At 71.1% G+C, this 20293-nt stretch carries 21 protein-coding genes; 8 read left to right on the forward strand and 13 right to left on the reverse strand.

The features are described 5' to 3' along the window. The coding region (locus P1P75_RS26910; RefSeq protein ID WP_319259919.1) for a S41 family peptidase at positions 1–2116 on the forward strand (2116 nt) is incomplete at its 5' end. A 277-nt stretch (positions 2117–2393) separates the two neighbouring features. Here the strand turns inward: P1P75_RS26910 and P1P75_RS26915 are convergent. The 4 genes from P1P75_RS26915 to P1P75_RS26930 all read right to left on the reverse strand — a co-directional run bounded on the left by P1P75_RS26915 (position 2394) and on the right by P1P75_RS26930 (position 6138). Continuing rightward, positions 2394–2636, reverse strand: a complete 243-nt coding sequence (locus P1P75_RS26915) for a hypothetical protein (protein WP_319259922.1) — start codon at positions 2634–2636, stop codon at positions 2394–2396. 90 nt (positions 2637–2726) lie between these two features. Continuing rightward, positions 2727–3611, reverse strand: a complete 885-nt coding sequence (locus tag P1P75_RS26920) for an SDR family oxidoreductase (protein ID WP_319259925.1) — start codon at positions 3609–3611, stop codon at positions 2727–2729. Beyond that, positions 3608–4543 carry an alpha/beta hydrolase gene (locus tag P1P75_RS26925; protein WP_319259927.1) on the reverse strand — a complete coding sequence of 312 codons (936 nt, stop codon included), beginning with the start codon at positions 4541–4543 and terminating at the stop codon, positions 3608–3610. The genes P1P75_RS26920 and P1P75_RS26925 overlap by 4 nt, the downstream gene beginning before the upstream one ends. Beyond that, on the reverse strand, positions 4540–6138 hold the full coding sequence (locus tag P1P75_RS26930; protein WP_319259930.1) for an NAD(P)/FAD-dependent oxidoreductase: 1599 nt from the start codon (positions 6136–6138) through the stop codon (positions 4540–4542). Before P1P75_RS26930 ends, P1P75_RS26925 begins: the two co-directional genes overlap by 4 nt. A 143-nt stretch (positions 6139–6281) precedes the next feature. On the opposite strand from P1P75_RS26930, the gene P1P75_RS26935 reads away from it, so the two are divergent. Continuing rightward, positions 6282–6932, forward strand: coding sequence for a MerR family transcriptional regulator (locus P1P75_RS26935; RefSeq protein WP_319259933.1), 651 nt, complete (start codon positions 6282–6284; stop codon positions 6930–6932). A gap of 47 nt (positions 6933–6979) precedes the next feature. Here P1P75_RS26935 and P1P75_RS26940 read toward each other — a convergent pair whose 3' ends face one another. Next, positions 6980–7783 carry an exodeoxyribonuclease III gene (locus P1P75_RS26940; protein WP_319259936.1) on the reverse strand — a complete coding sequence of 268 codons (804 nt, stop codon included), beginning with the start codon at positions 7781–7783 and terminating at the stop codon, positions 6980–6982. A gap of 80 nt (positions 7784–7863) precedes the next feature. Here P1P75_RS26940 and P1P75_RS26945 point away from each other — a divergent pair, with 80 nt between their 5' ends. Next, positions 7864–8346: a GNAT family N-acetyltransferase gene (locus P1P75_RS26945; RefSeq protein ID WP_319259939.1), complete on the forward strand. Its 483-nt coding sequence runs from the start codon at positions 7864–7866 to the stop codon at positions 8344–8346. 79 nt (positions 8347–8425) lie between these two features. Here the strand turns inward: P1P75_RS26945 and P1P75_RS26950 are convergent, their stop codons facing one another. The 4 genes from P1P75_RS26950 to P1P75_RS26965 form a co-directional block, all read right to left on the reverse strand. Beyond that, complete coding sequence (locus tag P1P75_RS26950) at positions 8426–8611, reverse strand: DUF397 domain-containing protein (protein WP_319259941.1); 186 nt, start codon at positions 8609–8611, stop codon at positions 8426–8428. Between the two features lie 17 nt (positions 8612–8628). Further along, a complete protein-coding gene (locus P1P75_RS26955) occupies positions 8629–9480 on the reverse strand; it encodes a helix-turn-helix transcriptional regulator (RefSeq protein ID WP_319259943.1) in 852 nt (283 codons plus the stop codon). A gap of 305 nt (positions 9481–9785) precedes the next feature. After that, a complete protein-coding gene (locus P1P75_RS26960) occupies positions 9786–10922 on the reverse strand; it encodes a helix-turn-helix domain-containing protein (RefSeq protein WP_319259945.1) in 1137 nt (378 codons plus the stop codon). Between the two features lie 42 nt (positions 10923–10964). Continuing rightward, positions 10965–11378 (reverse strand): NUDIX hydrolase, encoded by a 414-nt coding sequence (locus P1P75_RS26965; RefSeq protein WP_319259947.1) that lies wholly within the window; start codon positions 11376–11378, stop codon positions 10965–10967. Between the two features lie 183 nt (positions 11379–11561). On the opposite strand from P1P75_RS26965, the gene P1P75_RS26970 reads away from it, so the two are divergent. From P1P75_RS26970 to P1P75_RS26985, 4 genes are all read left to right on the forward strand, one after another. Further along, positions 11562–12308, forward strand: a complete 747-nt coding sequence (locus tag P1P75_RS26970) for a TauD/TfdA family dioxygenase (RefSeq protein ID WP_319259949.1) — start codon at positions 11562–11564, stop codon at positions 12306–12308. Beyond that, positions 12305–12715, forward strand: a complete 411-nt coding sequence (locus P1P75_RS26975; RefSeq protein WP_319259951.1) for an ATP-binding protein — start codon at positions 12305–12307, stop codon at positions 12713–12715. Before P1P75_RS26970 ends, P1P75_RS26975 begins: the two co-directional genes overlap by 4 nt. Before the next feature lie 285 nt (positions 12716–13000). Continuing rightward, positions 13001–13546 (forward strand): class IV adenylate cyclase, encoded by a 546-nt coding sequence (locus tag P1P75_RS26980; RefSeq protein WP_319259953.1) that lies wholly within the window; start codon positions 13001–13003, stop codon positions 13544–13546. Between the two features lie 26 nt (positions 13547–13572). Further along, complete coding sequence (locus tag P1P75_RS26985; RefSeq protein ID WP_319259955.1) at positions 13573–14673, forward strand: radical SAM protein; 1101 nt, start codon at positions 13573–13575, stop codon at positions 14671–14673. 18 nt (positions 14674–14691) lie between these two features. On the opposite strand, the gene P1P75_RS26990 is transcribed toward P1P75_RS26985, so the two are convergent. Further along, positions 14692–15339 (reverse strand): response regulator transcription factor, encoded by a 648-nt coding sequence (locus tag P1P75_RS26990; protein ID WP_319259957.1) that lies wholly within the window; start codon positions 15337–15339, stop codon positions 14692–14694. After that, positions 15324–16565 (reverse strand): sensor domain-containing protein, encoded by a 1242-nt coding sequence (locus P1P75_RS26995; RefSeq protein ID WP_319259959.1) that lies wholly within the window; start codon positions 16563–16565, stop codon positions 15324–15326. The genes P1P75_RS26990 and P1P75_RS26995 overlap by 16 nt, the downstream gene beginning before the upstream one ends. A 173-nt stretch (positions 16566–16738) precedes the next feature. Here P1P75_RS26995 and P1P75_RS27000 point away from each other — a divergent pair, with 173 nt between their 5' ends. Further along, on the forward strand, positions 16739–18721 hold the full coding sequence (locus P1P75_RS27000) for a serine hydrolase domain-containing protein (RefSeq protein WP_319259962.1): 1983 nt from the start codon (positions 16739–16741) through the stop codon (positions 18719–18721). Positions 18722–18810: 89 nt separating this feature from the next. Here the strand turns inward: P1P75_RS27000 and P1P75_RS27005 are convergent, their stop codons facing one another. Both P1P75_RS27005 and metK read right to left on the reverse strand, forming a co-directional pair. After that, complete coding sequence (locus P1P75_RS27005; RefSeq protein ID WP_319259964.1) at positions 18811–19041, reverse strand: acyl-CoA carboxylase subunit epsilon; 231 nt, start codon at positions 19039–19041, stop codon at positions 18811–18813. 14 nt (positions 19042–19055) lie between these two features. Next, entirely contained in the window at positions 19056–20252 is a 1197-nt protein-coding gene (metK, locus tag P1P75_RS27010; RefSeq protein WP_319259968.1) for a methionine adenosyltransferase, read from the reverse strand. Positions 20253–20293: the final 41 nt, after the last annotated feature.

Consider the following 20293-nt stretch of genomic DNA (forward strand, 5'->3'; position numbering starts at 1 on the left):
GGGGTCCTCTGGGGAGACCGACGGCCCGGACGGTGACGTCGTCGAGCTGATCCGGTCGGTCAACGGGCCCGTGCGCGATCTCGCGTTCTCTCCGGACGGGGCCTGGCTGACCTGGTCTCATCCGGGGATCGGGCGGTCGCTGCGGCAGATCAAGATGGCCCGGATCCCGGGGCTCGGCACGGGCGGCGGACCAGGCCGCGGACCGGGCGATGGAACGGGCGCGGGCGCAGGCGCGGGCGTCGACGGACTGATCGTCGACGTCACGAACGGCCGCTTCGAGGACGAGAACCCGGTCTTCACCCGCGACGGCCGCTACCTCGCCTTCCTCTCCTGGCGCGGCTTCGACCCGGTGTACGACGTCCACACCGGCGACCTCTCCTTCCCCCTCGGCTGCCGGCCCTACCTGGTGCCGCTGAACTCCGCGACCCCGTCCCCCTTCGCCCTCACCCCCGAGGGACGGCCGGCCGCGGGCGGGCTGGACCCGGTCGAGGACGAGGGCGGCGACGGCACGGTGATCGTCGAGGTCGAGGGCCTGGCCAGCCGGGTGACACCGTTCCCGGTGACCGCCTCCAAGTACTCGGCGCTGTTCCCGGTCGCGGGCGGCGGCCTGGTCTGGCTGCGCTGGCCGATCTCCGGGGCGCTCGGCGAGACCTTCGCCAACCCGGACGACACCAGCGGGCGGCCGACGCTGGAGCACTTCCACCTGGGCAAGGCCAAGAAGTCCGAACTCGTCGGCCACCTCGACTGGTTCGCGGTCAGCGGCGACGGCAGCCGGCTCGTCGTCGTCGACGAGGGCGAGCTGCGCGCGGTGCCCTCCACCGAGTCCGGCGACGCCGACTCCACCGTCTGGATCGACCTGCGCCGCATCCTCCACGAGGTCGACCCCGGTGCCGAGTGGCGGCAGGCCTACGCGGAGGCGGGCCGGCTCATCCGCGCCTACTTCTGGGACCCGGGGATGTGCGGCATCGACTGGGACGCGGTCCTCGACCAGTACCGGCCCCTGGTCGAACGGGTCGCCTCCCCCGACGAGTTCGCCGACCTGCTCCGTGAGGTCCTCGGCGAACTCGGCACCTCCCACGCCTACGTCACCGCCGCCCGCCGCAACGAGGGCCCGCCCCACTACCAGCGCCGGCAGGGCCTCCTCGGCGCCAACCTCGTGTGCAGGGACGGCCGCTGGACGGTCAGGCGGATCCTGCCCGGCGACTCCTCCGACTCCAAGGCACGCTCACCGCTGGCCGGCACCGGCATCCGCGAGGGCGCGGTCCTCACCCATGTCGACGGCCGGCCGGTGGACCCGGTCACCGGCCCCTACCCGCTGCTGGCGGGAGCGGGCGGTACGACCGTGGAGCTGACGTTCACCCCCGCCGAGGGCCGGCAGGGGCGGCCCCGGCGGGTCGCCGTCGTCCCCCTCCTCGACGAACGGCCCCTGCGCTACCAGGACTGGGTCGCCAAACGCCGGGAGGTCGTACGGGAGTTGAGCGGCGGCCGGTGCGGCTATCTGCACATCCCCGACATGGGCGGCTCCGGCTGGGCCCAGTTCAACCGCGACCTGCGGATGGAGATGTCCCGGCCCGCGCTGATCGTGGACGTCCGCGGCAACGCGGGCGGGCACATCAGCGAACTCGTCGTGGAGAAACTCACCCGCACCATCCTCGGCTGGGACCTCACCCGCGACGCCCAGCCCGTGTCCTACGCCTCCGACGCACCCCGCGGGCCCGTCGTCGCCCTCGCCGACGAGGCGACCTCCTCCGACGGCGACATGATCACGGCCGCGTTCAAGCTGCTGAAACTCGGCCCCGTCGTGGGGCAGCGGACCTGGGGCGGGGTCGTCGGCATGACCGGACGGCACCGGCTCGGCGACGGGTCGGTCATCACCGTACCGATGAACGCGGCCTGGTTCGACGCGTACGGGTGGTCCGTGGAGAACCACGGAGTCGCCCCCGACCTGGAGATCCTGCGGACCCCGCTCGACTGGGCGGAGGGACGGCACGCCCAGCTCGACGACGCGGTGTCGTTGGCGCTGGCCCTGCTGGAAACGGAGCCCCCGGCGTCTCCGCCGAGCCTCGCCGACGTCCCTGACCGGTCCCGTCCTCGGCTGCCCCCGCGGGGGCTTTGAGGGCGCGTTGCCGGGTGCGGCCCGGTGGGGGCCGGCCGGGCAGCTCCCCGCGCCCCTGGGTGAGCTGTCCAGCCGCATGTCCGCATGTCCGCATGTCCGCATGGTCGCCGGGTGCCCTCTTGGGCCGACGGCGCCGCAACTCCCCAAGGGGCGCGGGGAACTGCGCGTCCAGCCCACCACCACCCGCACCCGACAACGCGCCCCCCGGCAGGCACACGAACGCGGGGTGCCCCCCATAACGGAGGGCACCCCTCTGCGCTCGAGCCCAGCGGCAGCGTTACCGCATCGACTCGGGGTCGAAGTCCGCGTCGTAGCGGTCCTCCTCCTCACGAGCCGTGCGCTGCGGGTCCTGCTCGCGACGCTGCGGGTCCTGCTCGCGGCGCTGCGGGTCCTGGCCGCGCTCACGCTCGCCCGGCTGACGCCCGCGCTCCTTGGCCTGTTCCTTCGTCTGGTCCATCTTCTGCTTGGCCTTGTCCTGCCACTGCTCGGCCTGGTCCTGGAACTTGTCCTTCATACCCATGTGGGTTCACTCCCGAATGAGGGTGAGGGGGATTGGCCCTTGGTCGGGCCTCGACCAGATTCACACGGCAGGACATTCCGCGCATTTCGATCAACTACGCTGCGTAGCGCGGGCCTGTTCGTCGGCCGCGCCACCCGCTCCGACCAGGCCCGTCCGCATGCCCCGCAGCCGGGGCTCGAACCGCTTCATCTCCCGTTGCCCGACGGTCCCGATGAGCGCGGGCAGATATCCGCGGACCCCCTGCATGCCGCGCAGCCACCACTGCCCGTACACGTGCGGGGAACGGCGCTCGATCCCGGCGACGATCCGGTCCACGGCCGGGCCGAGCGGGTACGTCTTGTTCGACGGCCAGGGCAGCCGCTGCCGCAACTCCCGCATCACGTCCTCCTGGTCGGCGCCGCGCACCATGTCGGTGTCGGTCCAGGACAGGTAACCGACGCCCACCCGTACGCCCTTGTGGCCGACCTCGCCGCGCAGGCTGTGCGCGTACGCCTCCACGCCCGACTTGGAGGCGCAGTACGCCGTCATCATCGGGGCCGGGGTGATCGCCGCGAGGGAGGCGATCTGGAGGAGGTAGCCGCGGCTCTCCATGAGGGCCGGCAGGAAGGCGCGGGCGGTGACGGCCGAGCCGATGAGGTTGACCTCGATGACCCGTCGCCAGGCGTCCGGGTCGGAGTCGACGAACGGGCCGCCGCTGGCCACGCCCGCGTTGGCGACCACGATGTCCACCTTGCCGAAGCGTTCCTTCACCTCCTGGGCGACCCGGGCCATCGCGACATGGTCGGTGACGTCGGCGTACCAGTGGCCGCTGTCGCCGTGCAGCCGCTCCGCGACCTGCTTGAGCGCGTCCGGCTCCAGACCGACCAGCGCGACGGTCGCCCCCCGTGCGGAGAGCTTGCGGGCGAGGAGTTCGCCGACGCCCCGCGCGGCGCCGGTGACGACCGCGACCTGTCCTTCGAGGCTGACCTTGGTCATGCGCCCTCCTTCGTGGCTATGTGGGTGGTGACGAGGTCCCGGATCGTGCCGGTGACCAGCTCCGGGGCCTCCACCGGCGTCATGTGGCCGAGGCCGGGCAGTTCCGTGAGGCCGACGCACCGCGGCAGCGCCTCGGCGATCCGGCGGGAGTGCACGGGCGGGGTCATCCGGTCCGCCGAGCCCACGATCACCGCCGCCGGTACCCGCAACTCCCGTACGGCGTGGTCGAGATCGAGCAGGTGAAGGACGTTCGACCAGGCGTGCCGGACCCGGCGCGGGCAGGCGTGCACGATCCGCGCGCAGGCCTCCACCATGTGCGGCGCCGAACCGGCGCCCATGGTGGCGTACTTGAGGATCCGGCGGGCGACGGGCGTGACCGGGCCGAGGGGCGCCCGTGAGCCGAGGATGTGCCCGGTCAGCCAGGTCCGCAGCCTGCCCGCCCGGATCGGTACGACGGTGGACTCGGCGACCAGCCGCGAACTGCCCGTGCTGCACAGCAGGACGGCCGCCGCGTGGTCCCGGAACGCGGGCCGGGCGGAGGCGGCCATGATGGTCATGCCGCCCATGGAGTGCCCGGCGATCACGGCCTTCTCGCCCGGCGCGAGCGTCGCGGTGAGGACGGCTTCGAGGTCGTCGGCGAGCAGGTCGGCACTGCACGCCGGGCTCGCCGGGGTCCGGCCGTGGCCGCGCTGGTCGTAGGCGATGACCCGGTGGTCGGCGGACAGGGCGCGTATCTGCGCCGCCCAGAAGGCCGTCGAGCAGGTCCAGCCGTGCGCGAGGACGACCGCCGGGGCGTTGCCGGGGGCGCTGTCCGGGGCATTGTCCGGGCCGTGCACCTCGACGTGCAGTGCGGTGCCGTCGGCGGAACGGGCGGTCAGGACGCGGGTGGGGACGGGCGCGGCGTACGCGCCGGGGGCGAGGGTGGTCGTCACGCGGTCACCTCAGGGCGCTCGGCACGGTCGGCGGTCTCCCCGGCGGCCGGGGCCTCCTTGGCAGCCGAGGCGTCCTCGGCGGCTGAGGCCTCCCTGGCAGCCGGGGCGTCCTGGTTGGCCGGGGCGCGCAGGACCTCGTACTCGGCGAGGTCCACCCGCCGGGTCGCGCGGCGGAACTCGCTCGTGGTGCCCGGCCAGATGGTGGTGTTGCGGCCGCCCGCGTCCAGGTACCAGCTGGTGCAGCCGCCGGTGTTCCACACCGTGCGCGTCATACGGTCCTGCACCCGCCGGTTCCAGGCGTGCACGGCGCTCGGGCGTGCGTCGAGGGCCGCCCGGCCTCCGAGGACGTCGAGCTGGCGGAGGTAGTCGGCCATGTAGTTCAGCTGGGACTCGATCATGAGGATCATGGAGGAGTTCCCGAGGCCGGTGTTGGGGCCGATGATCGTCATCCAGTTGGGGAAGCCGGCGGCGGCGGCGCCGCGCAGCGACTCCATGCCCTCCTTCCAGCTCTCCGCGAGGGTCCGCCCGTCCGCGCCGACGACCCGCTCGGCGATCGGCATGTCCGTGACGCGGAAACCGGTGCCGAAGACGATCGCGTCGACCTCGGCCTCGCTGCCGTCGGCGGCGACCAGGGTGTTTCCGCGGATCTCGCGCAGCCCGCTCGCCACGACGTCCACATTCGGGCGGGTGAGCGCCGGGTAGTACTCGCTGGACAGCAGGATCCGCTTGCAGCCGATGCGGTAGTCCGGGGTGAGCTTGGCGCGCAGGGCCGGGTCCTTGACCGCGCGGGCCATGTTCGCCTTGGCGAGCCGCTCGACGAAGCCGAGTTCGTTGGGGTGCTTGGTGAAGGCCTGCACCTGGAGTTCGCGGATGCCCCACAGCAGCCCGCGGCGGGCCTGCGTGGTGAACGGCACCTGTTTGTGCAGCCAGCGCTCGGCGCCGCTGATCGCCCGGTCGACGCGGGGCATCACCCACGGCGGGGTGCGCTGGAAGAGGGTGAGGCCGGCGACCTTCGGCTGGATCGCGGGCACGATCTGGATGGCCGAGGCGCCGGTGCCGACCATGGCGACGCGCTTGCCGGTGAGGTCGTAGTCGTGGTCCCAGCGGGCGGAGTGGAAGACCTTGCCGGGGAACGACTCCAGGCCGGGGATCTCGGGGATCTTCGGATCGGACAGCGGCCCGGTGGCGGACACCACGACGTCGGCGGAGAGCGGACCGCTCGCGGTCTCGATGTCCCAGCGCAGCAGCGCCGGGTCCCAGGCCATGCGCTTGACCTCGGAGTCGAAGCGGATGTGCGGGCGCAGCCGGAAGACGTCCGCGACATGCTCCAGGTAGGCGCGGATGTGCTCCTGCCCGGAGAAGGTGCGCGGCCAGTCGGGGTTGGGCGCGAAGGAGAAGGAGTACAGGTGGGACGGCACGTCACAGGCGCACCCGGGGTAGCTGTTGTCCCGCCAGGTGCCGCCGACGCCGCTCGCCCGCTCCAGGACGACGAAGTCGGTGATCCCCTCCCGGCGCAGCCGCACCGCGGCCCCCAGTCCGCCGAATCCGGACCCGATCACCGCCACCCGCACATGCTTGTGCTCGTGCTCCGCCATCCCGACGCCTCCTTGCCTCGCGACACACTTCGCTGCGACCGCGCCAGTGAACACTGGCGCAATCGGAGCGTAGAGCAGCACCGTACTGATGGGTAGGGGCCGGGGGAGGGAAAGTTACTGACGGTACGACATAGGCTTCCCGGGTGACCGACACGCGGGAGTACCGGACGGAGGAACTGGCCAGGGAGGCCGGCATCACGGTGCGCACCCTGCGCTTCTACCGTGAGCGCAAACTGCTCGCGCCACCCCGGCGCGAGGGCCGCATCGCCTGGTACGACGACCATCACCTGGCCCGCCTGCGCACGATCGCGGCGCTGCTGGAGCGCGGCCACACCCTCACCGGCATCGCCGAACTGGCCGACGCCCTCGACCACGGCCGCGACGTCGCCGACCTGCTCGGCGTCGGCGGCCCCACCGAGGAGGAGCCGATCCACCTCACCCCCGAGGAACTCGCCGCCCGCTTCGAGGGCCAGGTCACCCCGGAGAACCTCGCCGCCGCCCTCGACCTCGGCTACCTGGCCACCGACGGCGACGAGATCGTCCACATCAGCCGCCGTCTGCTGGACGTCTCCGCCGCCCTGGTCCGCGAGGGCATCCCCCTCGCCGAGGTCCTCACCGCCGGCGCCCGCGTCCGCGACCACGCCGACGCCCTCGCCGAACTCTTCACCGCCGTGATCCTCCGCCACGCGGGCGAGGAGGCCCTGCCCCGCCTGCGCCCGCTGGCACGCAGCGTGGTGGAGGCGGAGCTTTCGCTGGCGCTGGACCGGCGGTTGCGGCGGGTTCAGCGGTCGTAGGCCGCGGCTTTTCGTCGCGGCTCACTTGGCTTCGGACGGCTCGGCTGTCAGACGTCGTACACCACCGTGACGGGCGCGTGGTCCGACCAGCGCTCGTCGTGCGTGGCCGCCCGCTCGACGAGGCCCTTCACGGCCTTGGCCGCGAGGCCGGGGGTCGACACGTGGAGATCGATCCTCCATCCCGAGTCGTTGTCGAAGGCCCGCCCCCGGTACGACCACCACGTGTACGGCCCCGCCACGTCCGGGTGGAGGGCGCGCACCACGTCGACGTAACCGCCCGCCTCGGGCGTGAGGACCTGGGTCAGCCACTCGCGCTCCTCGGGGAGGAAGCCGGAGTTCTTGGTGTTGGAGCGCCAGTTCTTCAGGTCGGCCTGCTGGTGGGCGATGTTCCAGTCGCCGCAGACCAGGACCTGGCGGCCGTCGGCGGCGGCGCGTTCGCGGAGGGTCTTGAGGTAGGCGAGGAACTCGTCCATGAAGCGGACCTTCTCGTCCTGGCGGTCGGTGCCGACCTCACCGGAGGGGAGATAGAGGGAGGCGACCGTCACACCCGGCAGGTCGGCCTCGACGTAGCGGCCGCTCGTGTCGAACTCGGTGGAGCCGAAGCCGATGCGGACGGCGTCCGGTTCGCGGCGGGTGTAGAGGGAGACGCCCGCGCGGCCCTTGGCGGCGGCGGGGGCGTGGGTGACGTGCCATCCCTCGGGGGCGCGGACCGTCTCCGGCAGTTGCTGGGATTCGGCGCGCACCTCCTGGAGGCACAGCACATCGGCGGAGGTGTCGGCGAGCCACTCCACGAAGCCCTTCTTCGCGGCGGCCCTCAGCCCATTGACGTTTACGGAGGTCACGGTCAGCACCCGGGCACGATACCGGCACACTGGACGGGGTCCAGACTTTCCACCGCCGCCTAGCTATGCATGGATGTACCGTTAGCAGCATGAATATACGTCGCGTTCCGTTCGACCACCCCGACGCCGTGAAGCTGAACGACGAGGTCCAGGCCGAGTACCACGAGCGCTACGGCGACGGCGGTGACGCCACGGTGCTGGAGCCCGCGGACTTCGATCCGCCACGCGGCGTGTATCTCATCGCCTACGACGAGCTGGGCCGGCCGGTCGCCACGGGCGGCTGGCGCAGCCAGGAAGCGAACGGCGAGGGCAATGAGGACGGCGACGCCGAGCTGAAGCGGATGTTCGTCGTCAAGCAGGCGCGGGGGCACGGACTGGCCCGCCGCATGCTCGCCGAACTGGAAGCGGACGCCCGCGCGGCCGGCCGCCTGCGCATGGTCCTGGAAACGGGCACCGAGCAGCCGGAGGCCATCGCGCTGTACGCCTCCAGCGGCTACGAGCCCTGCACCAAGTTCGGCTACTACCGCTTCCACGACGACAGCCGCTGCTTCGCCAAGCTGCTCAGCTCCTGAGGCAGGCCCGGACTCCGGAACCTGCGGTTTGCTGTCGGGCTGGTGACGGTCGGCGGCGATGCGCGCTCGTCCAGGACCCTCAGCTCTCTGTTCGCAAGCTGTGAATGAGTGCTTGAAGTCCGGCAGGGGTGGTCATGAGGGTGATGGTGGGTTCGTCGCTCTCGCGGAGCTGCAGGGCGTGGGCGGAGATGGCGAGTTCCAGGCAGGCGTTTCCTTCGCCTCCGCCGGAGAACGACGACTTCTGCCAGTCGAGGGGTGCGGGCATGGTGCCGCCTTTCCTGTCTAGATCTGCCGCGCTAGGCGGTGGATGAAGTCTTGCGACGCTTCGGCAGTAAGCGCCATGTCTCTCATACGGTCGAAGAGAAGGCGGTACCAAGCGAGTTGGGCCTCTGCGTCTAGAAACAGGACGCCGTGCAAGGCGTCGAGCTGGACCGTGTCGAGTTGGGGTACCGCTCCGCCCACGTACATGACGGGGCTGCCGAGTCCTGCGAACCCTTCGGCGTCGTACGTCACGACTCGTACGGAGATGTTGTCGCGGTGCGCCAGCTCCAGGATGCGGTCGAGCTGAGCGCGGGCCGCCTTGCGTCCGCCGAAGCGCATGCGCAGCGCGGATTCGTGAATGATCGCTTCCTGGGGGACGCGCGCTTCGGGCTCGATGAGTTGCCGGCGCTGTAGCCGGTGCTGGATCTGGAGTTCCCGCTCCGCGTCCGCGAGTTGAGGTGCCGAGAGTCCGAAGATGGCACGCATGTACTCCTCGGTCTGGAAGAGGCCGGGGATGTGTACGACCTGATAGGTGCGGATGTGCGTGGCGTGGTGTTCGAGTTCGGCGACATCCAGGAAGCTGGACGCGATCCGGTCTCGGTATGCCTGCCACCAACGTTTGCCGCGCTCATTCGCCATGGCCACCAAGGCGTTGACGAGGAGCTCGTCCTCGCAGGCGTAGATCTCCGCGAGGCGAAGTACGCGCCCCTCGCTGATGCCCGCACGTCCGGCTTCCTGGTGGCTGAGCATCATGTGGTTCGAGCCGATTGCGACGGCGGCCTCGCGCGCGGTCATCCCGGCGCGCTCGCGCATCTTGCGCAGTTCAGTGCCAAGCCTGACCTGGCGTGCCGTCGGGTTGCTGCGTTGCGGCATGCGGCCCGTTCCTCATCGGCTCATGGAATCTGATGCCCCATCCTGGCACGCAACCCTTCCGGTGGAAATTTCCGGATGCAGGTTGCGACGGATGTAAGTTGCGCCCTACGTTCCGTCATGCACCGACTACATGCCGCGATGGACCCGTAGTAATCCGGCAGTGCACCGCCGTCCGTCATGCCCGGAAGGCGGCAGGCCACCGTGCGGGACCACAGGGCACAACAACTCGCGGAGCAAGCCAACGCCTTGGAGGTTGCATGAATGCAAAATCGACCCGACCTGTCGTCCAGATCCGGACCAGCCCGTTACGCGGCCAATTCCTGCCGCAGCCGCTCCAGTGCCTGACTCGCCCGCGCGCAGAGTTCGGGCAGGACCCGGCCGGTGATGCGGACAACTCGCTGAAGTTGGTGCGGCAGCCGGTGAGCGCGCGCGGCACTGATGGCAGCCGCGAGCCGGTCAGCAGCACCGGTCCGGTCACCACGCAGCAGCAGGACCCGGCCTGCTGTGACGTGTTCGATCACCTGCCACTGCGGCGTGATTGCCGAGGTGGCAGGGGACTGCTCACCGGCAAGGCGTACAGCCTGGTCACCGCGTCCGGTGGAGACCAGGCCACGCATCCGGATCTCGTGCAACGCGAAGGGGTTCACCAGCGAGGTGTGCGCAACCTGTTCGAGCAACGCCCGGTTGTCCCGAACCGTCACGTCGAAGAGGGTCCCATCGCCGAGCTCTCCGGCGGCGCGCGCGAGCAGAGTCAGGGCCGAGGCGCGCCCGTCGTCATCAGGTGCGACAGCGACGGCTTCGTGGAGACGGCCGACGGCGGCTCCGATCAGTCCGGCCTTGCGCAGCTCGTTCCCGTGCATCCGCAGGGCGTACGAGCACATGTCCGGATCGTCCAAGTACCGGGCGATGGCCAGTCCCTGGCCGGTCCAGCGGGCGGCGGTGACCAGTCGTTCTTCGGGCAGGACGTGGCCAAGAGCAACGCCCAGTCCGACGCGGGCGCGTGCCAGCAGCGTGAGGAGTTCCCGTTCGGTGTGACCGTCGGCGACCTGGGCTTCCAGTCGGGCCACCAGCGGCCACAACTCGGCAACCGCTTCGGTCGCGTGCCCGCTCTGGCGGACGATCTCCGCGAGCCGGACGGTGGAGTTCCCGAACTGCACCATCGCGACGTGATCCGCGTCGGACGGATCCGTCACTCCCAGCGCATGGGGCGGCAGGCACAGAGCAGCGGCGATGCGGCGGCGCGAGGGTACGTCGTCGATGGTGCGGCGTCCGTTCTCGACCAGCGAGACGTACGTCTTGTCGTAGCCGAGAAGATCGCCGAGGGCGGCTTGCGAGAGAGAGTGGATCTGCCGGTAGAACCGCAGAATCGGTCCCAGGTCGCGGGTGGAGAGGACGGCTTCAGCCTGTGGGGTCGCCCAGTGCCACAGGGTGTGCGGCAGCACGGCCCTCGGAGCCGGCAGACGGCCGTCGGCCTCCAAAGGGGCTTACCGCCCCGTTTGCTGCTTGTACCAGGCGGCAACCGACGCCTTGTATCCGTCGGGCATCCGAAGGCCGGGTACCTCGTCCACCGTGAACAGCCCGACTTCCTTGTGCTCGTGGCTGATAACGGGAGACACGTCCGGAGTCAGGACCGTACAGCCGTAGGTGACGATCAGGACGTGCCGGTCGGGGATCGGCTGGTACACCCACGTGTCCAGCAGCGGCCCGGCGGCAACCTTCCAGCCGGATTCCTCCTCGACTTCACGAACCACGCACTGCTCGGGGGACTCACCGAGCTCCAGCCGCCCACCGGGCAGTTCCCACTCGTCCCGTTCGTTGCGCAGCAGCAACACGCGGCCGTCGCCGCCCACGGCGACGCCCTTCACGGAGACGGGAAAGGTGTGCGGTGTGTACGTCATGGCGTCCTTCACGGATCGGTGCGATGGCAGAGCCGAGACGTTCGGAACGTAACACGCACCGGGCACCTGACAGCCCCGATCGACCGTCCAACAGGGTTGACAATCTGTCACTTTACGAGGCGGTGCGTGACTCCCGACAGTGAGACCACCTGCCTGGCACACCACGACGGAAGGAACTCTCCGATGACGCGCGTCGTAGTCAAGGCGAAGACCGGCATAGACGCGCTTCCCTTTCCCGGACCGCCCAGCATGGGCGCGGTTTCGGCTGCTGTCGACCAACTGCACAGCACCGGGTTGGCACTTCTGGAACAGTTGGCCACCCGGCGGGACGCACTCGACGCCGCTGCCCACGTCATGCACATCACGCCTCACCGGGACAGCGACCCCGACGGCCTCACCGTCATCCAGGACACCGGTCGGCACGCCGGACGCGAGGGCTTCGCCGGCCTGAGCAACGGCGAAGTGCTGCCGCACACCGAGCGCTCAAGCCTCGCTGACCCGCCCCGGCTGATGATGTTGGTCTGCGCCCGGCCCGCGACCACCGGCGGGCAGTGCCTGCTCGCCGACGGCCACGCCGTGCACGCCGATCTCGCCGAACACCACCCGGACGCGCTGGCCGCGCTCAGCGAACCGCGCAGCGCGTTCTTCGGCGGCGGTGACGGACACCTCGGTTCGGTCTTCACCCCGGGTCCGGACGGGCGCCCCCTGATCCGGCTGCGCTGGGACAGCCTGGCCCGGTTCTCGCCGCTCGCCCAGCCCTACCTGCCCGTACTGCGTGCGGCGATCACCCGCCACCAGCGGACACTGACGCTCGCCGCCGGCCAGGGCTACGTCCTGGACAACACCCGCTGGCTCCATGCCCGTACCGCCTTCACCGGCCCTCGCCTGTGCTATCGGGCGCTCGGCGAGCCGAAGGACGTCGGCCCGTGAGCGAATCCGACATGGAATGGCGGATGGAGTTCACGCCCCACGAGAGGTGCGTGGGGCTGGTCCGCAGACAGGTACACCGGACCTTGACCAGGTGGGGCTGCGGCGAGGACGACGTGGACACCGCCGTGCTGGTGTGCAGCGAACTCGCGACGAACGCGGTGCGGTACGCGTACGTGCCCCACCAGAACTTCGAGGTCCGGGTCGGCGTCACCGGCAAGGAGTGCCTGGTCGAGGTCTCCGACGTCAGCGATACGCCACCCCGAGCCGTGGCGCCGGGCGTTGACGCCGAGCACGGGCGGGGCCTCCTGCTGGTCGCCGCACTCGCCGAAAGCGTCGGGCACCGCGAGCGGACACCGGTCGGCAAGACGGTGTGGGCGCGCCTGCTGCTGAACGGACCGGTCTCGTGAAGGCCCGGCTCGCTCTGGCCACGGCTGTCTGCGCGGCGACGTTCCTCACCGTTCTGGTTGTACGAGCAAGCCGCCCGCGCAGTCGCCCGCGTCCGATACAACTGCTCCTCGAAGCCGAACACTCCTGGCTCGCCCGTCCGTTACGGGGAGCCGCGACCACCGGGCCGGCCGTGGGCGCCATGTACCGATCCGCCCGCCCGCATCAGCCCCGGTTCCAGCCCCCCAGCATCGACCTGATGAGACGCGTACTGCATGGGCTGCGCGCACTCGACTGAAGGCAGAGGAATGACGACACAGACCGAGTACGAGACCAAGGCCCTGGACATCGACCCGGCCGAAATGGCGCAACGCATCGCGGCTGCCGGAGGAACCCACGTAACCGACCGCGTGATGCGCCGGTATGTCTACGACATCGCACCCGGCGATGCCAGCCGCTGGGTCCGGCTGCGCGACACCGGCAGAGAAGTGACCCTGTGCGTCAAGGAGATCACCTCCGACGCCGTGGACGGCACCCGCGAGACCGAGACGACCGTGGGCGACTTCGACACGGCCAACGCCCTTCTCGGCAGCCTCGGTTTCATCGCGAAGGCGTACCAGGAGAACCGGCGCTCCTCCTGGCTGCTGGACGAAGTCCGGCTGGAGATCGACTCCTGGCCGCTGATCCCGCCGTATCTGGAGATCGAGGGCGATGACGCCGAGCAGGTCTGGGCGGCAGCCAAGCGCCTCGGCCTGGACCGCGCGGCGCTGACGAGCCAGAACACCACCGCCGTGTACGCCCGCTACGGCATCGACCTGACCACCATCCCCGACCTGCGCTTCCCCTCTCGCTGACGCTCGGCCCCCTGGAAGGCGGCCCCATGCACGGCTCACCCGATCTGCCGGTGGAAATCAGGCCGGACCGCACTCTCCGTGTGAAGGTCATCGACGCGTGCGGGATGGCCTGCACCTTCTGCCACAACGAGGGCACTCCGGTCACCGCCGACAACCACGGGCGTACCGCCGGGGAGTTCACCGGAACCCCCGGCCCCACCGGACGGGTGTCGATCTACCTACGTACCAACGGGGCCGACTTCCTGCCCGCCCGCATCGAACCCGACACCGACTACGCCCTCGCGCTGGCCGCCATGCGCGGCAGCGTCGACACCGATGAAGTCCACTTCACCGGCGGTGAACCCACCCTCCACCCCAGACTCCCCGAACTGGTCGCCATCGCCCACCGCTTCGGCCTGACCGTGGGCATCACCTCCAACGGGGAGAACGGGGCTGCTGTCCTCCCCGAATGCGCCGCCGCCGGACTCGACCGCATCAACCTGTCCGTCTTCGGCACCACACCGGAGGAACTGGCCACCGTCCAGGCCGCCCGCTACGCCTCCACCGCCCTCGCCGAACGCAAACTCGCCGCCCTGCACGCCACGGTGGACACCGCCTTGTCCCACGGGGTGAAGGTCTCCGCCAACATCGTCGTCCCCGACCACACCCACATCCCCCGCGTGCTGAGGATCATCGAGACCTACGGCCGGAACGTGAACGTTCGCGTCCTGACCTCCCTGACGGACGGCGACGCCTCCATGACCGCCGTCCAGGACCTCCTCGGCGGTCTCGGCGCCCAGCCGGTCCGGCACATCCACACCGCCGGAGCCTCCGGCAGCCGCACCCGCTACCGCCTCCCCGACGGCCACCACCTCGACACCAAGACCATCCGCCCCACCCGCCTGCCCGACACCTGCGCCACCTGCCGCTTCAACAACGACCACGACTGCCAGGAGGGCTACTACGGCATCCGCCTCTACCGCGCCCAGAACGGCCCGTTCATGGTCGGCGTCTGCATCCAGCGCATGGACCTGTGCGTGCCCCTCGGTCAGTTCGTCATGAGCACACTCTGCCGCGAAGTCCAGACCTTCCGCGACGACGAACACACCCGCCTGACCGCGCTCTACCAGCAAGGCGTTTCCGCGTGAACCGCGCTTCCGGTCCGGTCACCTGAGGAACGCCAGCACCGCCAGCACCCGCCGGTTCGCGTCGTCCGAGACCGGTAGGTCCAGCTTCGCGAAGATGTTGGACGTGTGTTTGATGACGGAGCGTTCGGTGATCACCAGGGCCTGGGCGATGGAGGCGTTGGAGCGGCCCTCCGCCATCAGGGCCAGGACCTCGCGCTCGCGGGGGGTGAGGCGGGCGAGGGAGCCCTTGGGGCCGTTGCTGTCCTTGGCGAAGAGTTTGGCGACGACGTCGGGGTCCATGGCGGTGCCGCCGGCGGCGACCCGGCGGACGGACTCCACGAACTGGTCGGGGTCGAAGACGCGGTCCTTGAGGAGGTAGCCGATGCCGCCGCTGCCGTCGGCGAGCAGCTCACGCGCGTAGAGCTGCTCGACGTACTGGGAGAGGACGAGCACCGGCAGGCCCGGGACCTGCCTGCGGGCGGTGAGGGCGGCCTGGAGTCCCTCGTCGGTGAAGGTGGGCGGGAGGCGTACGTCGACGACCGCGACGTCGGGCCGCTCGTCGACGAGGGCCCGTAAGAGGCTGGGCCCGTTGTCGACGGCGGCCACGATCTCGAAGTCGTACGCCTCCAGCAGCCTCACCAGGCCGTCGCGCAGGAGGAACAGGTCTTCGGCTAGGACAACGCGCAAGGGATCTCCAGGGTGAGGGTGGTGGGTCCGCCGACCGGGCTGTGGACCGCGAGCACCCCGTCGAAGGCGGCGAGGCGGCGCTCGATGCCGCGCAGGCCGGTGCCGCGCGAGGGGTCGGCCCCGCCGTGGCCGTCGTCGCTGACCTGGGCGCGGATCCGGCCGTCGGCGTACCAGAGGTCGACGTCGACGTGGGTCGGGGAGGCGTGCTTGGCGGCGTTGGTGAGGATCTCGGAGACGGCGAAGTAGAGGGCGGACTCGACGGGGGCGTCGGCGCGGCCGGGCAGTTCGGCGGTGACGGAGACGTCGAGCGGGCTGTCCAGGGCGAGGGCGCGGACGGCGTCGGCGAGACCGCGGTCGGCGAGGACCGGCGGGTGGATGCCACGGATCAGGTCGCGCAGCTCGGTCAGGGCGCTGGCGGAGGCCTTGCGGGTGTCGGCGAGGATGGCGCGGACCGCCTCCGGGTCCTTGGCGAGGAGTTGCTCGGCGACGCCGAGGTTCATGCCGAGGGCGACGAGCCGGGCCTGGGCGCCGTCGTGCAGGTCGCGCTCGATGCGGCGCAGTTCGGCGGCGGAGCTGCTGACGACCTCGGAACGGGTGCGGGTGAGGTGCAGGACCTTGCGGGAGGTCTCGGTGGGGGCGAGGAGGGTGCGGGCGAGCGATGCGTGGGCCCGCATCAGGGCGGGCGCCGAGGCGAGACCGATCAGCAGGGTCGGGATGCCCAGGCCGAGGGCGTACAGCGCGCTCTGACTGTCGGTCACCTTGACGAACCAGTACCAGTTGTTGCCGCCGCTGCCGCTGATGTCCTCCCACAGCATGGGCATCAGCAGGCCGAAGACGCCGAACGCGATCAGCGTGAGCGGCAGGAGCACCAGGACGAGTCCGACGACCGGGTTGACCAGCATCCAGGCGAGGTCCCGCCAGGTCGCCGGGTCCGTGAGGATCCACTGGTTGCGGGCCCACCAGCTCTTGAGGCCGCCCTCGCGCGGCGGCTCCGGCAGGTACGGCTCGGGGATGCCGCCCTCCAGGCGGGCGCCGGCCAGCCGGCGGGTGATGTTCACCGTGCCGCGGGCGGCGATCGCCGCCGCCGGGATGAGGAAGAGGCCGATACCCGCCCCGAGCAGGGAGATCGCGGTGACCAGAAGAGAGAAGAAGAAGACCTCTACGACGGCCAGTCCCGCCAGCGGAAGTCCGGCGACCGCGGTACGTGCGTCCTTGGCGATATTCATGCCACAACTCCTGAGATCCGGCGGCCCGTTGCCGCCCTACGTGTTACATCCTGGTGCGCCACGTGCCGCCGATCACGGGACCATTGTCCCCTCTCGGGGGGTGTACCTGGGTACACCCCGGACACCACACAGGGCCATGGGTCGCGACGGCTTCGGCGGGTGGAATGGAAGGCATGACGAGCCGAGAGCGAATCCTCATCCTGGTGGCGGCCGTGGTGGCCGCCGTCCTGTGCGTGGTGACCCCGGCCGCCGCAGGTACCGGTACCGGTAATACGGCGTCCGCACGGCAGGGGGGCGGGAGCCTGTCCGCCCTGCTGGACGAACTGGTGCCGAAGCAGCTGGCCGACTACCGCATCCCCGGCGCCTCCGTCGTCGTGGTGGACCGGGGCGGTCGGACGCTGACCAAGGGGTACGGCCTGGCGGACGTGGAGCGCGAGGTGCGCAGCGATCCGCGCCGGACCGGCTACTTCATGGCCTCCGACGCCAAGCTGTTCACGGCGGTCGCCGTGCTCCAGCAGGTGGAGAAGGGCAAACTGAGCCTGGACGCCGACGTCAACCGGTACCTGACCGCCTTCAAGATCAAGGACAGCTACCCGGGCCATCCGGTGACGGTCCGTCATCTGCTCACGCACACCGCCGGATTCGACACCAGCATCCTCGGCCGCGGCGGCACCTCGCCCGAGCCGGCGGGCGCGCTCGGCAAGAGCCTCGACAAGCACCAGCCGAAGCGGGTTCGTCCGCCCGGTGAGGTCGCGAGCTACGACAACTACGGTGTCGCGCTGGCCGGTTACCTGGTCGAGCAGGTGACCGGGACCCCCTTCGCCACCTATATCGACCGCGCCGTCCTGACCCCCCTCGGCATGACCCGCACCACCTTCGCGCGGCCCGACGCCCGCACCGCCGACACCCTCGCCCTCGGCTACCGGCCCGACGGCGGCCGGCAGCGCGCCGAGGACGGGCAGTACGGCGCCTGGACGCCGACCGGCGCCGGCGCGGTCACCACCGCCGCCGACATGGGCCGCCTGATGAGCGCCCTGCTCGACGGCGGCGGCCCGGTCCTCACCCGCGCCTCCACCCGCGCCATGCTGCACCGCCAGTTCGCCAACGACCCCCGGCTGCCCGGCGTCGGCTACCTGCTGGAGGAGCGTCAGCGGGCCGGTGAGCGCATGTGGGTGAAGGACGGCGACCTGCCCGGCTTCCACGGCAACCTGGCCCTGCTGCCCGCGTCCGGAGTCGGCGTGTACGTCGTCTACAACGGCGACGGCGTCGACGGCAGCGCCTCCTACGCCGGCCAGGAACTGGTGAACCGGGTGGCCGACCGGCTCGGTGACGGCGGCAAGGGTGCCGCGGCCACCCCGTCCGGCACGACCACCGACCGCGGCAGGCCCGCCGGGAAGCCCTCGGCCGGCGCCGCCGCGCAGCTCGCCCAGCGGGACGAGGCCGCCTCCTCCCCCTACTCCGGCTACTACCGCACCACCCGCACCAGCACCTCCGACCTGACCCGGGTCGCGGCGCTCACCACCTCCGTGCACGTCACCGCCGACGCGGACGGCGCGCTCACCACGACCGGGCTGGCCCGCGACCCGCGGGTCGGCGAGCAGCACTGGGTGCCGGTCGCGCCGGGCGTCTTCCAGGAGCGCGCCGGGCAGGACCGGATCGCCTTCCGCGACGGCCGGCTGGCCCTGGCCTCCGATCCGACGCAGGTCTTCGAGAAGCTGCCCTGGTACCAGTCGCCGGCCCTGCACCAGCAGGCCCTGCTGGGCGGCCTCGCGGTCCTCGGCGCGGCCCTCCTGCTCCTCCCGCTGGTGGCGTACGTACGACGCCGCAAGGCCAAGGCGCCCGGCGGCCGGCTCGCCTGGACGCTGGCCTGGCTCACCGGCGCGATCCTGGCCACGGCCACCGTGTGCTTCATCCGGCTCACCGGCGACGGCAACGCCCTCAACCGGACCGTCCTCGTCGGCGACTCGCCCCTGCTGACCCTGATCCCCCACCTGGTCGCCGCCGCGGCCGCCGCCACCGCCCTGCTCCTGATCTGCACGGTGGTCGCCTGGCGCCGGGGCTGGTGGCCGGTGGCCGGCCGGGTCACCTACACCTGCCACGCCCTCGCGGCCACGGTCGTGGTCGGCCTGGGCGCGGCCTACGGGCTCCTGCCGTAGCCCGGCCCTGCACCGCACAAGGAGCCCGCCGCCGTCCGGGACAGTCCCGGACGGCGGCGGGCTCACCGCGTGACAGCGAGGAGGAACGGTCACCTCCGGTCCCGCCAGGAACCGGCGGTCCCGTACTCGCCCGGCCGCCGGCGCCACCACTCGGCCACCGAACGGGCGGCCTCCGTGGACTCGGGGCGGGACTGGGTGAAGGCGTACAGGACGAGGGTGAGGGCGGCCAGCTCGGTCATGTCGGGTTCGCCGGAGGTGACCTCGAAGGCGGGCGCGGGAAGCCCCGCGGGCAGCGGGAGCACGGGCGGGTCGGTGTACATGATCGGCTCCCTCCTCAGCCCAGGCCCGCGGCGGCGCGGAGTTTGTCGGCGCGGTCCGTGCGCTCCCAGGTGAAGTCGGGCAGCTCACGGCCGAAGTGGCCGTAGGCGGCGGTCTGGGCGTAGATCGGGCGCAGCAGGTCGAGGTCGCGGATGATGGCCGCCGGACGCAGGTCGAAGACCTCGGCGACGGCGTCCTTGATGCGGTCGACGGCGACCCGGGCGGTGCCGAACGTCTCGACGAACAGGCCGACCGGCTCGGCCTTGCCGATCGCGTAGGCGACCTGAAGTTCGCAGCGGTCGGCGAGACCGGAGGCGACGACGTTCTTGGCGACCCAGCGCATCGCGTACGCCGCCGAACGGTCCACCTTGGAGGGGTCCTTGCCGGAGAAGGCGCCGCCACCGTGCCGGGCCATTCCCCCGTAGGTGTCGACGATGATCTTCCGCCCGGTCAGGCCGGCGTCCCCGGTCGGCCCGCCGATCTCGAAGCGGCCGGTCGGGTTGACCAGGACCCGGAAGTCGTCGGTGTCGAGTTCGATGCCACGCTCGCGCAGCGCGGCCAGCTCGGGCTCGATGACGTGCATCCGGATGTCCGGCGCGAGGAAGGTGTCCAGGTCGATGTCGGCGGCGTGCTGCGCGGACACGACGACCGTGTCCAGCCGGACCGGCCGGCTCCCCTGGTACTCGACGGTGACCTGAGTCTTCCCGTCCGGCCGCAGATAGGGGACGGTGCCGTCCTTGCGTACGGCCGTCAGCCGCTGCGCGAGCCGGTGCGCGAGCGACACCGGCAACGGCATCAGCTCCGGCGTGTCCCGGCAGGCGTACCCGAACATCAGCCCCTGGTCCCCGGCCCCCTGCGCGTCCAGCGGATCCCCGGCCGCGCTGTCGGTGTCCACGCCCCGCGCGATGTCCGGCGACTGCTGCCCCAGGGACACGGAGACCCCGCAGGTGGCCCCGTCGAACCCCTTGACGGAGTGGTCGTACCCGATGTCGAGAATCTGCCGCCGCACCAGCGAGGCCACATCGAAACAGGCGGTGGAGGAGACCTCCCCCGCGAGGTGCACCTGCCCGGTGGTGATGAGCGTCTCGACAGCGACCCGCGCATACGGATCCTGCGCGAGATAGGCATCGAGCACGGCGTCACTGACCCGATCGGCGATCTTGTCAGGATGCCCCTCGGTGACGGATTCGGAGGTGAAGAGATGGCGCGTCATGGATGGGTTGCTCCTGGGTGGATGGGGTGGGTGGGTGGAGC

Source organism: Streptomyces sp. ID05-39B (assembly GCF_033794725.1).
Lineage (GTDB): Bacteria > Actinomycetota > Actinomycetes > Streptomycetales > Streptomycetaceae > Streptomyces > Streptomyces bobili.

What these genes read in the sequence shown, in the direction of transcription:
- P1P75_RS26965 (WP_319259947.1), bottom strand. Translation starts at nt 11,378, where the DNA reads ATGACGTACACACCGCACACCTTTCCCGTCTCCGTGAAGGGCGTCGCC.
- metK (WP_319259968.1), bottom strand. Translation starts at nt 20,252, where the DNA reads ATGACGCGCCATCTCTTCACCTCCGAATCCGTCACCGAGGGGCATCCT.
- P1P75_RS26920 (WP_319259925.1), bottom strand. Translation starts at nt 3,611, where the DNA reads ATGACCAAGGTCAGCCTCGAAGGACAGGTCGCGGTCGTCACCGGCGCC.
- P1P75_RS27000 (WP_319259962.1), top strand. Translation starts at nt 16,739, where the DNA reads ATGACGAGCCGAGAGCGAATCCTCATCCTGGTGGCGGCCGTGGTGGCC.
- P1P75_RS26945 (WP_319259939.1), top strand. Translation starts at nt 7,864, where the DNA reads ATGAATATACGTCGCGTTCCGTTCGACCACCCCGACGCCGTGAAGCTG.
- P1P75_RS26955 (WP_319259943.1), bottom strand. Translation starts at nt 9,480, where the DNA reads ATGCCGCAACGCAGCAACCCGACGGCACGCCAGGTCAGGCTTGGCACT.
- P1P75_RS27005 (WP_319259964.1), bottom strand. Translation starts at nt 19,041, where the DNA reads ATGTACACCGACCCGCCCGTGCTCCCGCTGCCCGCGGGGCTTCCCGCG.
- P1P75_RS26970 (WP_319259949.1), top strand. Translation starts at nt 11,562, where the DNA reads ATGACGCGCGTCGTAGTCAAGGCGAAGACCGGCATAGACGCGCTTCCC.
- P1P75_RS26985 (WP_319259955.1), top strand. Translation starts at nt 13,573, where the DNA reads ATGCACGGCTCACCCGATCTGCCGGTGGAAATCAGGCCGGACCGCACT.
- P1P75_RS26950 (WP_319259941.1), bottom strand. Translation starts at nt 8,611, where the DNA reads ATGCCCGCACCCCTCGACTGGCAGAAGTCGTCGTTCTCCGGCGGAGGC.
- P1P75_RS26995 (WP_319259959.1), bottom strand. Translation starts at nt 16,565, where the DNA reads ATGAATATCGCCAAGGACGCACGTACCGCGGTCGCCGGACTTCCGCTG.
- P1P75_RS26930 (WP_319259930.1), bottom strand. Translation starts at nt 6,138, where the DNA reads ATGGCGGAGCACGAGCACAAGCATGTGCGGGTGGCGGTGATCGGGTCC.
- P1P75_RS26915 (WP_319259922.1), bottom strand. Translation starts at nt 2,636, where the DNA reads ATGGGTATGAAGGACAAGTTCCAGGACCAGGCCGAGCAGTGGCAGGAC.
- P1P75_RS26980 (WP_319259953.1), top strand. Translation starts at nt 13,001, where the DNA reads ATGACGACACAGACCGAGTACGAGACCAAGGCCCTGGACATCGACCCG.